The 12,761-nt window shown below is 45.5% G+C and carries 9 protein-coding genes and 1 pseudogene; 6 read left to right on the top strand and 4 right to left on the bottom strand.

Annotation, left to right across the window (positions count from 1 at the left end; genetic code table 11):
- Positions 1 to 39: 39 nt before the first annotated feature.
- Positions 40 to 570: a hypothetical protein gene (locus ABDW33_RS29660; RefSeq protein ID WP_343693721.1), complete on the bottom strand. Its 531-nt coding sequence runs from the start codon at positions 568 to 570 to the stop codon at positions 40 to 42.
- 6 nt (positions 571 to 576) lie between these two features.
- On the opposite strand from ABDW33_RS29660, the gene ABDW33_RS29655 reads away from it, so the two are divergent.
- Complete coding sequence (locus ABDW33_RS29655) at positions 577 to 846, top strand: hypothetical protein (RefSeq protein WP_343693720.1); 270 nt, start codon at positions 577 to 579, stop codon at positions 844 to 846.
- A 46-nt stretch (positions 847 to 892) separates the two neighbouring features.
- On the opposite strand, the gene ABDW33_RS29650 is transcribed toward ABDW33_RS29655, so the two are convergent.
- The gene (locus tag ABDW33_RS29650; RefSeq protein ID WP_343693719.1) at positions 893 to 1,843 is read right to left on the bottom strand and encodes a glycosyl hydrolase; all 951 of its coding nucleotides are present in this window, start codon (positions 1,841 to 1,843) and stop codon (positions 893 to 895) included.
- A 194-nt stretch (positions 1,844 to 2,037) separates the two neighbouring features.
- Between ABDW33_RS29650 and ABDW33_RS29645 the strand changes: the two genes are divergently transcribed.
- The 4 genes from ABDW33_RS29645 (at position 2,038) to ABDW33_RS29630 (ending at position 8,114) form a co-directional block, all read left to right on the top strand.
- The gene (locus tag ABDW33_RS29645; protein WP_343693718.1) at positions 2,038 to 2,262 is read left to right on the top strand and encodes a DUF2798 domain-containing protein; all 225 of its coding nucleotides are present in this window, start codon (positions 2,038 to 2,040) and stop codon (positions 2,260 to 2,262) included.
- Between the two features lie 22 nt (positions 2,263 to 2,284).
- Positions 2,285 to 2,854, top strand: a complete 570-nt coding sequence (locus ABDW33_RS29640) for a Crp/Fnr family transcriptional regulator (protein ID WP_343693717.1) — start codon at positions 2,285 to 2,287, stop codon at positions 2,852 to 2,854.
- Between the two features lie 532 nt (positions 2,855 to 3,386).
- Positions 3,387 to 6,449: a TonB-dependent receptor gene (locus ABDW33_RS29635; RefSeq protein WP_343693716.1), complete on the top strand. Its 3,063-nt coding sequence runs from the start codon at positions 3,387 to 3,389 to the stop codon at positions 6,447 to 6,449.
- Positions 6,450 to 6,476: 27 nt separating this feature from the next.
- Positions 6,477 to 8,114, top strand: a complete 1,638-nt coding sequence (locus ABDW33_RS29630) for a RagB/SusD family nutrient uptake outer membrane protein (RefSeq protein ID WP_343693715.1) — start codon at positions 6,477 to 6,479, stop codon at positions 8,112 to 8,114.
- A 194-nt stretch (positions 8,115 to 8,308) separates the two neighbouring features.
- Here the strand turns inward: ABDW33_RS29630 and ABDW33_RS29625 are convergent, their stop codons facing one another.
- Positions 8,309 to 10,435 (bottom strand): elongation factor G, encoded by a 2,127-nt coding sequence (locus tag ABDW33_RS29625; protein ID WP_343693714.1) that lies wholly within the window; start codon positions 10,433 to 10,435, stop codon positions 8,309 to 8,311.
- Between the two features lie 231 nt (positions 10,436 to 10,666).
- On the opposite strand from ABDW33_RS29625, the gene ABDW33_RS29620 reads away from it, so the two are divergent.
- Positions 10,667 to 12,424 carry an ABC transporter ATP-binding protein gene (locus ABDW33_RS29620; protein WP_343693713.1) on the top strand — a complete coding sequence of 586 codons (1,758 nt, stop codon included), beginning with the start codon at positions 10,667 to 10,669 and terminating at the stop codon, positions 12,422 to 12,424.
- A gap of 112 nt (positions 12,425 to 12,536) precedes the next feature.
- Here the strand turns inward: ABDW33_RS29620 and ABDW33_RS29615 are convergent.
- Positions 12,537 to 12,761: pseudogene (locus tag ABDW33_RS29615) on the bottom strand (hypothetical protein); the annotation flags it as partial.

Genomic DNA, 12,761 nt, shown 5'->3' with positions numbered 1-12,761 from the left:
TAAAATAGAATTGAAGAAAATGTATAATTAACATAATGCCTATTTAAAGCGTTCTAATAACTTATCAGGTATTTTTGCTCTTACCTCCTGGGTTCCAACTGGATCTTTCACCCTATTAATTAATTCCCGATATACCTTAATTGATTCTTTTGTCAGTCCTTCAGGAATTTTAACGTTTTCAATATTCTCCAATACCTTTAATGCTCCTTTTTTACCGGAGCCAAACAATTCTTTAAAGAGAGGGGAATCAGCTCTTGACTTTGCTTGTAATCTGGCAAGTGAAATATTTTCAACCTTGTTAGCATTCGATGCTATCGCTCCGGCCTTAAAATAAACGCTCGGAATTATGACCTGAAACCCGAAATTAAATGCATTTTTCCCAGCTTCATCCGGACTCATATTTGGATCCCATATCCCAAGTTTGGCCCATTCCTCTTTCAACTGATCTTTTGATTGTAAATCTTCAAAGTCTTCACTCGCTGAACTGTATTTATTTCGCCCTTCTCCGTAATAAATACTTGTTGTGAGGTTAAGAATATAACAAAACATGAGAACTGGTTTGTTGCTCAAAGTAATATGTGCTTTGAAGTTTGGCTATATTATCATTTCTTCGATAAAAAGCCTGACAGATATGTTGGAAATTGGAAGGAGTTTTTAAATGGCAGCATCAAAGGTGGTTTTGACAACAGGAAACATCCAAAATATCTGGAAAAAGCAATTACAAATGCCTGGCAAAATTTTTCATGGACCGGCACAACGCCCGATGAACATGCCACAGAAGTATTTCGCCTCGGTGAAAAAATCCTTCCACTAGTTAAGAAAGACATTGACCTTTTACTACCATAAAAAATCCCAACAAACATTTTGCACGCTCATCTGAGGCCAGAATAACCTACTTCAAATTAAAATAACCCTCCTTCGCCAACTTACGATAAGCCTCCAACGCCTGTTGCGAACTACCAATCTGCCAATGACGCTCCTTCTCCACATCAAACCAAACCACCGCCTTAACCGCCGGGAATTTATCCTTTAACGTAGGCACCACCTGGGCAATCCATCCCGCTTTATCGCCCCCCACCTCATCAGCTGCCATCTCTCCTATAATCACTGGTTTACCCGTTACCGTGATCTTCGCATAAATATCCCTGAACACCTCATAAAAGCTCTCCCATGTATGATCCCCTTCCGAAGTCCCCCAGTTATAACCATCAGCCCCTACCCAATCCACATACTGATCACCCGGATAATATTGCATAGCAGTCGGCGCCCCCTGCGAATCCACATTATTCGGGCACCATACCCACACCGCATTCGTAACCCCACGCTGCACAAAAATATCATGAATATGACGATATGCCTGGATATAAAGTGCCGGATTATGACCACCCCATCCCTCTTCCTCATTCATTTCCGCCGCAAAATCAAGAAAAAACTGATGCTGTATTGCCTTTGCTTCATCTGCCTGTTGCCTGATCTGGTCATCATATTTACCACTTACAATATCTGTAAATTTTACATCGAACGGTTCCCAGTTGATCAAAGGTATCCGCCCCTGTACGACATCCTCTTTAGTCACATTTTCAGTGGCCCAATGATCCGACCAACCATAATAAGAAAGATGAATCTGCGGATGCTTCCCAATACTGTTATCTGTTTCAGTAATAGTGCCTGCACCATAGTAATGCCCCAACAATGCCCCCCTCGCAGGCACCAGGGGTACATTGGCCATTGCAGCGGGCGTAGCAGGTATAGTATCCGGAGAATTGTCCTGTGAATCAGCTTTCTTGCAGGAGATGAATGCTACCATCAATAGAACAGCACTGGCAAATTTCGAATAACTCATGGTTAAATGGTTTAGTACTAAACGCACCTTGAAAACATCCTATTGCAACAGCCCGGTACAATTAACATCTTATTATGACAGTATAAATAAACACCCCACCAGCAGCAGGATAATAACTTTATTGACCTACATCAAAATTTACAAGAACAAACCATCGCATTTTTACACCATCATTCAAGTCAAACAAATTCAATATGAAAAAGAAACACTTTAAGTACATCAACACCCTCCTTGTGGTCATTCCAATGACACTCATCATGGCCTTCGTTGGACTCATGCGCAACTACGGCTTCGGTGAAAACTGGTTTGTAAAATTCCTGAAAGCATGGAGCGTGATGCTGCCCGTAGCCTACCTGGCCGCATTCCTCATCATTCCCAACGCCCGAAAAATTGCGGAAAAATTAGCAGCAAAAGATTAACTTAAGCGCCTGAAGATTCTTCATGTACGAACAACTTACACATTTCATCAACAACCAGATTGACGTCAGTGATGATGAACTAAAAATCATTCTTTCTTCTTTCAAACCCCTGAAAGCAAAGAAAAATGAATACCTCGTCACACACGGGCAGATCAGCCAACGAATGTTCTTCGTTGGCAAAGGTTGTTTACGGATATTCTTCATTAATGATGATGGACAGGATGCCACACGTCACTTCGCATTCGAAAGTCAGTTCGCTACAGCACTCGTTAGCTTCGTCACCGGTGAACCCTCTGAAGAATTTATACAAGCCACCGAACACGCCGAACTGCTTTACATTACCCACAAAGATTTCTATCACTTGTTAACCCGCATCCCGCAATGGGAGAAGTTTTACCGCCATTACCTCGAATACGCCTACGTGAATAATACCAAAAGGCTCATGTCCTTCCTTACACAGGATGCCACCAAAAAATACCGCCAGCTACTCGACGAAAATCCCATCGTTGTAAAACGCTTACCCAACAAAATAGTCGCCTCTTATCTCGGTATCTCCCAGGAAACACTCAGCCGCTTAAAATCAAAATTGTAAAATTCCTGCCTTTCGTCACCGGCAGGATACATATTTAATAATTACTCTCTCTCCCTTATTTCCCTTTTCAAAAAACTGGAAATTAAGTCTACAACAGACATGTTATATCCCCCATACCCCTCCCCTAACCCCCAATCTTTTTTTTCAAAAAAAAATGCAGAATTTAAATATTCTCACTATCTTCAAACTGAATTCCATAGTTATCTAGGAGATTATAACAAACAGAAAAACAACCAATCAACAGTGGACGAAGCGGGTAAATGCCTGAGACAGCCGCAAAAAATTAAGGAAGTGGATGTGCATCATAACTCTGAAGAATTCCAGCAAGGAGGGACGAATTCCTATAAAAATTATCAACAAAAACATGTGGACTACAACTGGAAAGTATCCAAGGATACCACCCAGATTGGCCTAAATACATAAGTATCCTGGCCAGACCAAAATTTAGTCGTGCGCACAAAAAACAACTATTTATAAACCTAAACACGGAAAAACTATGAAGCTGCCTGCTATTCGCAGAAATTGCAATCGATTGCAGTTTAGACCAGGGACTACAGTAAGAATGGTATCATTCTTATTGTTAACTGCCGGGATTCAGATCCAAGCCAGCGCATCTCCCCTCCCTATCACACCTGGGAGCATCAATACCAATGCACGCTTTGGTCCACCGGTGAAAGGTAAGGTTACCACAGCTAACGGTGAAGCAATGATCGGTGTAACCATTATGGTAAAAGCTACCAAGAAAGGAACTTCAACCAACGAAAAAGGAGAATTCACTATCAACGCTTCCCCGGAAGATATCCTCGTAGTCACCTACCTCGGATATGAAACTCAGGAAGTTAAAGTAGGTAACAATACTACCCTAAACATTGTTCTCTCTACCGGCGCTACCCAACTGAACGATGTCGCCATCGTAGGTTATGGTAAACAAAAGAGAGCAGCACTCACCAGTGCCATCACCTCCGTGAAGCCCGGTGATCTTAACAGAGGCGCCATTACCGACCTCGGACAACTCCTCCAGGGTAAAGTCCCAGGCCTGAACATTACCGCCAGCGGTGACCCTAACAGACCCGCTGCCGTTATTCTTCGCGGTACCTCTACCCTCAACTCCTCTCAGACCCCCTTCTACGTGATAGATGGTGTGCCCGGTATGGACATCTCCCTCATCGCACCAGATGATATAACCAATATCGAAGTACTGAAAGATGCCGCTGCTACCGCTATCTATGGTAACAGAGCCTCTGCCGGTGTAATCATCGTTACCACCCGCAAAGGAAAATCCGGTAACCTCACCGTTAGCTATAACAGCTACGTAGGCGCCGAAAAAATCTCCAGCAACCTCAAGGTGATGAACGCCGACGAACTCCGTGCATTCCTCACCAAAAACGGCTCCGGATTCTCTCCCAACGATGACCTGGGCGCCCATACCAACTGGCAGAAAGAAATCGAAAGAGAAACCGCCGTTTCACAAAACCATAATATCGCTTTCAGTGGCGGTACCGAACATAGTAACTATGTCGCTACCCTCAACTACGCCAATAAAGAAGGTATCATCCAGAAAACATCCCTGGAACGTATGATCGCCAGACTGGCCGTTGAACAATATGCACTGAACGATAACGTGAAGTTCGGACTGAATATCTCTAACTCTATCAGCAACGCAAAGGATGTTCCTTACAGAAACACCATCCTCCTGCAATCTGCCCTCTACCTCCCCGTTTCCCCCGTGAAAAACGCGGATGGTACCTACTTCGAAAACCTTCAGTATAGCAACTACTACAACCCTGTTGCCATGCTGAACAACAGCGAAATGGTAACCAAAAACAATAACTTCTCTGCCAACTTTACGACTAATGTGAAACTCCCCTGGGGATTCTCATACGACATCAGCGCGTCTTACATGAATGTATCTACACTGGGTGGTCAATATCTTACTAAATACTACACCAGTAAGTACAATGGAATGTACGACAACCCAGATCCAGCCGGATATGGCCACAGTCAGCAAACCTTCGGTACAAACGGTCAGGCTACCAGGTCTTCTTATACCAACACGTATAAAATCCTGGAAAGCTTCCTCACCTGGAACAGACACTTCGGTAACCATAACATCAACGCTGTAGCAGGTTACTCCTGGCAGAGCAACGTAATCGGTGACGGTTTCTCTACTACTACCTACAACTTCGCTGTTGACAACACCAGCTTCAGGAACCTCGCACTGAGCAATCCTTACGCTTACTCTACACAAATCAACCTCGGCTCCGATGGCGTATACCAGGAAACAAAACTGATCTCCGACTTTGCACGCGTGAACTACGACTACAAAGAAAAATACTTGCTGCAAGGTTCCATCCGTCATGATGGTAGCTCCGTATTCGGTGCTAACTACAGATGGGGTTACTTCCCTTCTGTAGGTATCGGCTGGCGCATCTCACAGGAACCATTCATGAAAAACCAACAACTGTTCAATGACCTGAAATTCAGGGCCAGCTACGGTGTTACCGGTAACTCAAGTGGTTTCAGCGCGTTCTCCGCTCAATATATCATCGGTAGCAACGGTAGCTTCTACTATAATGGTTCCACCCTCGGCGCATTCGGTCCTACTCAGGCACAAAATGCTGACCTGCAATGGGAAAAAACAGCCACTACCAACATCGGTCTGGACTTCGCTATCCTGAAAAGCAGGTTAACAGGTTCACTGGAAGTGTATAACAAAAACACCACCGGTATGATCTGGTCCTATGCCGTAAACCCTGCACTGGTGCCAACCGGTTCTATCGTGGCAAACGGTGGTAGCATGAACAACAGAGGTATTGAGTTAAGCCTGTCCGCCGCTATCGTGGAAGGTCACGACTTCACCTGGAACTCTACCCTGAACCTCGCCAGCAACAAAAACAAAATCACCAGCCTGAGAAATCCACTGTTCTCCGGAGGTGACTCAGTAGCTGTTGCCTACCCTGAAGGTGCTTCCCAATCCGGTGCTAGCCTCCAGTTATTGAAAACAGGTCACCCACTGGGCCAGTTCTTTACCTTCGAATATGCTGGTAAAAACTCCAGCGGTATGTCACAATTCGTAGCTGCTGACGGTTCTACCACCACAACTCCGATCAATGGTACCGACTACCATTACCTGGGCAATGCACAGCCTAAACTGCTCTACGGATGGGCAAACACCTTTAAATACAAACACTGGGATCTGAACGTGTTCGTAAGAGGTGTGTATGGCAACAAGATCTTCAACGCTACCCGCGCTGACCTGTTCCGTCCCTCTACTGCACAGTACTCCAACATCCTGAAAGATGCAAAAGATGAATCTACCAGCGATGCTAACTCTTACAAATACTCTTCCCGCTTTATCGAACCTGGTAGCTACCTGAGATTTGATAACGCTACCTTAGCTTATACTTTCGGAAATATCAATCCTACTATCAAAAAACTGAGATTGTACTTTTCTGTAAACAACCTCTTCGTAATTACTAAATATAAAGGCGTAGATCCTGAAGTGAATCAGGGAGGTATCGCACCTGGCGTAGACTATAATAACTTCTACCCCAAAACACGCACCTTCCTAATCGGCGCAAACCTGGCCCTCTAATATTTATCAATTAAACAAATGAGAAGTATGAAACGCTCAATCATAAAATATTTTCTTTCATCAGTACTGGTCGCTGCAAGCTTTGCGTGTCATAAGTTAGACGTACCCATTACTACCGAATTGACCACAGATACCTACCCACAGGATTCTGCCTCCTTTATTACCGCAGCCGGTCCCGTATATGTCGTGCTGAGAGGTAACTTTGCCGTTGAATGGGCAATGCAAAACTCCTTAAGTACAGATGAAACCATCTTCCCCGCCCGCGGCGGTAACTGGTACGATGGTGGACAAAACGTGCAGATGCACTACCACACCTGGACCAGAGACAATGGATATGTAAACGGTAACTGGACATGGCTCTCTACCATCATTGGTGTATCCAACCAGACCCTCGACATCCTCGGTAAAACTGAAAGTGAAGGCGCTACCAAAAGCAGGCACCTCGCTGAAATCAAAATGGTGCGGGCACTGGCTTACTTCTGGATGATGGACAACTACGGACGGGTTCCCCTCGATACCGTGGCTGGTGATTATACCCCGCATTCTAACGTAGACCGCACCGTCACCTTCAGCTTCATCGAAAGAGAAATCCTTAATGCATTGCCCTACCTCAGTAGAGCAACAGGTGTCTCTACCTACGGCAGAGCCAATAAGTTCATGGCATTTGCCCTGCTGGCTAAATTATACCTGAATGCTGAATATTATACCGGCACCCAACGTTACAATGATTGTATCACCGCCTGCGATAGTATCATTAATTCAAACATGTATACATTAGCCGGAATGGGTAACTACCTGGATATGTTCAAGTATAACAACGGTCCTGCTACACCTGAATTTATCTTCGCCGTTCCTTACGATCCGAATTTCAATAATGGTTCATGGCCTTTCAGAGGCGTAAGTCTCAACAGCCGTTACGATGTGCCACGCTCTATGGGTAATGTTGCTCCCGGTGCAGGTTACAACTACTTCCACATCCCATTTGTACCAGGCGCACCAAGAAGTACTATACCTTCTTTCTACGCCTATTTCTACGATGCGAATGACGTACGTAATGGCCAATGGCTACATGGTAAACAATTCAAACAGGATGGTACACCTATCACCATCACTACTACTTATGCAGGTTATGACGCTATTACCTATGCTGGTAACAACGCTCCTTACACCTACCAGTTAGATATCACACCGGATGTTATACTGAGACAAAGCACGGAGCTCTTTGACTGCGGAAACGACGAAGTAGCATGGAACATGGGTTATCGTAACATCAAGTTCTATCCTGATCCTACTTCTCCTAACCGTAACCAGAATAACGATATTCCGGTGTTCAGATATGCTGATATCCTGATGACGAAAGCTGAAGCTATCCTCCGCGGTGGTAGCCCTACCAATGGTGCTACCGCACTGAGCCTGGTCAACCAGCTCAGAGCACAACGTACCACCAGCCCGGGATGGTCTAATATCACTTTGGATTCTGTTTACAACGAAAGAACCAGGGAGTTCGCAATGGAAGCATGGCACAGAAATGATATGATCCGCTTTGGTAAATTTGAAAATTCATGGGGTTTCAAAACGGATCATGATGTAAATCACCGGATATTCCCAATCCCAACAAATGCAATAAAATTAAATCCTAACCTGGTGCAGAACCCGGGTTATTGATAGTGTTTAGGTTGATGACTAAGAAAAAAAGAGTCTGTATCTACTTTGATACAGACTCTTTTGCTTTGTATCCCCTCAAGGAAACAGATACCGTTTCATAAATTCCCTGAACGTATTCTTCTCGCTGATACGTCCGCTTTCTTTATACCCGCACGAAGCCCACTACTCCCACCACTTCCATTCCTTTCCATCAATCACCCCACCAGTTCTACCCCCTTATACGCTTCCATCAACTTCTTCTGCAACTCACCCGGCACAGCTGCATACTCCGCAAACACCGCCTTCACCCTCGCCTTCCCCTGCGTCACATTCCGCAATGCGGCATACAACTTATCCAACTCTGCCTGCGGCGTTCTCGCCTTTATCACCTGGTAGCCATTTGCTGTATCCATGCCGGTAATAACACTCCGCCTGCTCTGCATCTCTCCCATCACATCACCCGCCATCTCATCCGGCACCATCGTTTCCACATCATATACCGGCTCCAGCAATAACGGTGCTGCCTGATGGAAAGCATCCTTAAATGCCATCATTCCAGCTATCTTAAATGATATATCATTGCTATCTACCGGATGCATTTTACCATCATACACACTTACCCTGATATCTCTCACATAAGACCCCGTCAATGGACCCTCATTCATTTTCTCCATGATCCCTTTCATGATAGAAGGCAGGAAACGCGTATCAATCGCTCCTCCCACAATACAGTTGTTGAATACCAGTTTTCCTCCCCAGTTTAAATCAACCGTTTCTGTATCACGTACCGGGTATTCCTTAAATGCAGGCATGCCATCAAAATAAGGCTCTATCTTGATATACACCTCTGCAAACTGCCCTGCACCACCTGATTGCTTTTTATGCCTGTAAGCAGATTGCGCCGCCTGCCGGATCGTTTCCCGGTAGGGAATCTTTGCCGGAATAAACACAATAGGCATTTTATAAATATGCTCCAGCCGCCATTTTGTGAGCGTCAGGTGCAATTCCCCCTGCCCATGCAAGATCACCTGCTTCAATTCTCGATTATATTCTATTTCCAGCGTAGGATCCTCCATATGAATCTCCGCCAATACCTCGCTGAGCTTCTCATCATCCCCTTTATTCACAGGTTCAATCGCTATCCGCACATTCGGCGCAGGAAACCGGATCGCTTCCACCTGCACACCTCCCCTCTCTCCTAATGTATGATTCGTCAAAGTATTTTTCAGTTTCAAAGTACAGCCAATATCTCCTGTACGCAGTACATCCACATTATTACGGTTCTTTCCATCTGCAATGAATAGCTGGTTCAACCGCTCCGCCGTGTTCCCCTTCTCATTGTACAACTCAGCTCCCGCCTTCACTTCCCCCGACAGCACCTTAAAAAACGATAACTTCCCGATATGCGGTTCCAGCAAAGTCTTGAATACAAACAACACCGGAGGACCCGCCGGATCACAAACAATTGTTTCGCCTGCCTCACCTTTTTCTGCAGGCATATCCACAGCCGATGGCGCTACATTGTCAATAAATCCCATCAGCCTTCCACTTCCCATATCATTCAAAGCAGATAAACAAAACACAGGAAATACGTCGTGTTTCAACATCCCGATCTTCAATCCCTGCCGCAGTTCATCCTCATCCAGATTCCCTTTTTCAAAGTATTGCTCCATAAGGGTATCATCATTTTCAGCCGCTTTTTCAACCAGCTCATTGTGTAACTTTTCGGCCCGCTCTTTTTCACTGTCGGGAATAGGCAGTTTTTCAGGCTTCCCTCCTTTTTCCGGGAACCGGTACAGGGTCATCTTCAACAGGTCAATCACGCTGTTAAAACCCGGTCCCTGGTTAACAGGGTATTGCATCACAGTAACAGCAGGCCCCAGTACCCGCCTGGCTTCGTCAACAGTACGGTTAAAATTTGCCTGTTCTGTATCAAGCTGGTTTACAGCCAGGATAGTAGGCTTGCGGTATTTATCCACATAATCCCAGATCAGTTCAGTCCCGATCTCTACCCCATGCTGTGCGTTGAGCAACAGGAGTGCAGTGTCACAGATGCGGATAGATGCAATTACTTCCCCGATAAAGTCTTCCAGTCCCGGGGTATCAATGATATTGATCTTGTAATCACGCCACTCTGTGTGCATACAGGTGGCGTAAACCGAGCTACCCCTGTCATGCTCTATTTCATGATAATCAGAAACCGTGCTGCCATCCTCGACCCTGCCTCGTCGGGGAATGATGCCGGCTTCGAATAACATCGTTTCACAAAGTGTGGTTTTACCGCTTTTCGCTGCTCCTAATAGAACAATGTTCCTGATGTGTTTCTCATCATAGGTCTTCATAAAAATTTAATTAAGAGGAAATTGTGAAGTAAACGTGGAAAGCCGTTTTGGTGAATTGTGGCCGTAGCGGCGCTGCTGCCGAAGCGTTGCTGTCGATTTATAACCCTTGATAAGCTATAGAATCCCTTCTTTGAGTAGTAAGTTACTCAATTTTTATGACCTGTGGCACAGTCAAAGATGTTGCAACATTGATAATATCGTATATTTGCGATCTAGATTGTTCTTTGCATCATGAAATTGTTCTTACATTATCTGAAAAGATATAAATGGTTAATCGGATTGGCTTTATTACTGGCAACTATTAACCAGGTCTTTTCCCTGCTTGATCCGTATATATTCGGCAAGCTGATTGACCGCTTCGCGAATCACCCCAGGACGACTGATTCTGGCCTGCCACGCGTTCAAAGCGATTATATTACCGGTGTTATTCTGTTACTACTAGCCTCTATGGGTGTAGCCATGGTCTCCCGCATTGCCAAAGCCTTCCAGGATTATTTCACCAATGTGATCATCCAGAAGTTTGGCGCCAGTGTTTACACCGACGGCCTGAAACACTCCCTCCGCCTGCCTTACCAGCAATTTGAAGACCAGCGTAGCGGTGAAACCCTCGCTGTATTACAGAAAGTACGTACAGACAGCGAAAAGTTTATCACTGCCTTTGTGAATGTACTTTTCGTCGCGTTGGTAGGTGTGGTGTTTGTCATGGTGTATGCTTATTCTGTACACCCAAGCCTGGTGTTCGTTTATACCGGTGGATGCCTGTTACTGGCGTGGATGATGAACGTACTCAGCCGCAAGATCAAGACCATCCAGAAAACGATTGTAAAGGAAACTACCATGCTGGCAGGCGCGACCACAGAGTCCCTGCGTAACATCGAATTAGTAAAAAGCCTTGGGTTGACTCACCAGGAGATCCGTCGTCTCAATTCAACCACTATCCGGATCCTCATGCTGGAACTGAAAAAGGTGCGTAGCATCAGAAGTATCAGTTTTATCCAGGGTACCTTTGTCAACTTCCTGCGCCAGGCTATTCTCTTCCTGCTATTGTACCTGATTTATGGTGATACCGTAACGGTAGGCCAGCTGTTTACCTTACAGCTGTATTCCTTCTTTATCTTCGGTCCGCTACAGGAATTGGGCAATATCATTCTCGCCTACCGGGAAGCACAGGTATCTCTCCTGAATTTCCAGCGTATCCTGGAAACGCCTGTAGAGGAAACTCCGAACAACCCTGTCCGGATCAGCGATATCGAATCCCTCACTTTCGAGAATGTAGGATTCCAGCACCTGACCGCGAATACCAAAGCACTGGATCAGATCAATTTCACCGTAAAAACAGGCGAAACAGTGGCTTTTGTAGGCCCCTCCGGCTCTGGTAAAACCACCCTGGTGAAATTGCTGGTAGGTTTATACAATCCTCCTGAAGGTAGTATCTCCTACAATGGCATTAAAAGTACCGAGATTGATATTGAAGAATTACGCTCACAGATTGGGTTCGTAACACAGGACACACAATTGTTCTCCGGAACAATCAGGGAAAACCTGCTGTTCGTAAATCCACGTGCGACAGATGAAGATATGCTGCGTGTACTGAAACAGGCAAGCTGCGACACCCTGTTGGCCCGCGGTGAAAACGGACTGGATACCATGATCGGCGAAGGAGGTATGAAAGTATCAGGCGGCGAAAAACAACGCCTCTCCATTGCCCGTGCATTGCTGCGCCATCCTCGTTTGCTGGTATTTGATGAAGCCACTTCTGCATTGGACTCTATCACAGAAGAAGCGATTTCGAATACTGTGCGGGAAATTACCTCTACCCGTGAACACATTACGGTGATGATCGCACATAGGTTGTCCACGATTATGCACGCGGATAAGATCTTTGTGCTGGAAAAAGGCAGGATCATTGAAACTGGTAATCATATTGACCTGCTGGCTGAAAAAGGGCTGTATTATGCCATGTGGAGGCAGCAGATCGGAGAAAGATAGTTTTGTCTTTTTTATAGTGGAAAGGGGATGTGTAATAACACACCCCTTTTCTTTTTCAGGTAAATTCTTTAGTATAAATTTTTGATTTTCAGGCAATTTAGCAGATTTCCCCTCACTCACCACCTTCTCCTCCAAACACTCCCCATCCAGCCGCACCATCCTCTCCTCCTCGCTCACCACTCTCTCCCCCAAACATTCCCCATTCAGCCGCACCATCCTCTCCTCCTCTCGCACCAACTTCTCCCGCAAACACTCCCCGTCCAGCCACACCATCCTCTCCTCCTCGCTCACCACTCTCTCCCCCAAACATTCCCCATTCAGCCGCTCCATCGCCTCC

The sequence above is a fragment of the Chitinophaga sp. genome, assembly GCF_039596155.1.
GTDB lineage: Bacteria > Bacteroidota > Bacteroidia > Chitinophagales > Chitinophagaceae > Chitinophaga.
This window is presented reverse-complemented; position numbering and strand designations above follow the sequence as displayed.

Coding starts and splice junctions, on each gene's coding strand:
- ABDW33_RS29655 (WP_343693720.1), top strand. CDS start 577: ATGTGCTTTGAAGTTTGGCTATATTATCATTTCTTCGATAAAAAGCCT.
- ABDW33_RS29630 (WP_343693715.1), top strand. CDS start 6,477: ATGAAACGCTCAATCATAAAATATTTTCTTTCATCAGTACTGGTCGCT.
- ABDW33_RS29650 (WP_343693719.1), bottom strand. CDS start 1,843: ATGAGTTATTCGAAATTTGCCAGTGCTGTTCTATTGATGGTAGCATTC.
- ABDW33_RS29620 (WP_343693713.1), top strand. CDS start 10,667: ATGAAATTGTTCTTACATTATCTGAAAAGATATAAATGGTTAATCGGA.
- ABDW33_RS29640 (WP_343693717.1), top strand. CDS start 2,285: ATGTACGAACAACTTACACATTTCATCAACAACCAGATTGACGTCAGT.
- ABDW33_RS29645 (WP_343693718.1), top strand. CDS start 2,038: ATGAAAAAGAAACACTTTAAGTACATCAACACCCTCCTTGTGGTCATT.
- ABDW33_RS29625 (WP_343693714.1), bottom strand. CDS start 10,435: ATGAAGACCTATGATGAGAAACACATCAGGAACATTGTTCTATTAGGA.